The organism is Corynebacterium sp. HMSC061H03, from assembly GCF_001838215.1.
Taxonomy (GTDB): domain Bacteria; phylum Actinomycetota; class Actinomycetes; order Mycobacteriales; family Mycobacteriaceae; genus Corynebacterium; species Corynebacterium jeikeium_D.
Genome location: NZ_KV836067.1, coordinates 8574 through 9350 on the forward strand (window position 1 = coordinate 8574; position 777 = coordinate 9350).

At 56.4% G+C, this 777-nt stretch carries 1 protein-coding gene; it reads right to left on the reverse strand.

Annotated elements, in window-relative coordinates:
• Positions 1 to 329 precede the first annotated feature (329 nt).
• The coding region (locus HMPREF2787_RS10875) for a hypothetical protein (RefSeq protein ID WP_210401198.1) at positions 330 to 777 on the reverse strand (448 nt) is incomplete at its 5' end.

The window sequence follows — 777 nt, forward strand, 5'->3', positions numbered from 1 at the left end:
TCATACAGTTTCACATTTGCAGCCCGTAGTTTGTCGGGTTGTCCGCTTTGCTACTTAACGCCGGGTTGTGGAGCTGCCGCAGTTGGGGATTTTACATCACCATCTAATGGTTCCTTTGGAGGGGGCGTCGTTGTTCTTCATCTGGCCTGCACATATGGAGTATCGGGGTCTGTTTCGTGTCACCTAGAAAGCAAACCAAGACCCAGTTACCACTTGCGAGTGCCATTCCGGTGGATTGAATGAAAAATGGCGGGAATACAGGAGTTCTCCTATATTCCCGCCGTCTCCTTTCTAGGAGCTAGCAATGCGACTCGAAAGCCTTGGTATCACTAGTTTTCATTCTGAGAGTGGCGCTTACGAACCGCTAGTAAAATACCACCAGCCAGCAACAGCATTGCTGCGATTCCTAGCGTGCCAGCGACCTTAGCGCCGGTGACAGCCAGAGAAGACCCGCCCTTGGAGCTGGAGCTCGAGGTGCTGCCACCCGAGCTGCTGTGGCCCGAGGTACTTCCACTGGAGGAGCTTCCACCAGAGAGGCTACCGCTGGAGGAGCTTCCGCCCTTGGAGCTGGAGCCCGAAGTGCTACCACCCTTGGAGCTAGAGCCCGAGGAACTAGAACCTGAGCTGCTTCCCCCCTTGGAGCTGGAGCCCGAAGAGCTAGAACCTGAGCTGCTTCCCCCCTTGGAGCTGGAGCCCGAAGAGGAACCGCCCTTAGAGCTGGAGCTCGAGGAACTTCCGTCCTTACCCGGCTTGCTTGGCTTGTCACCTGGCTTGCCC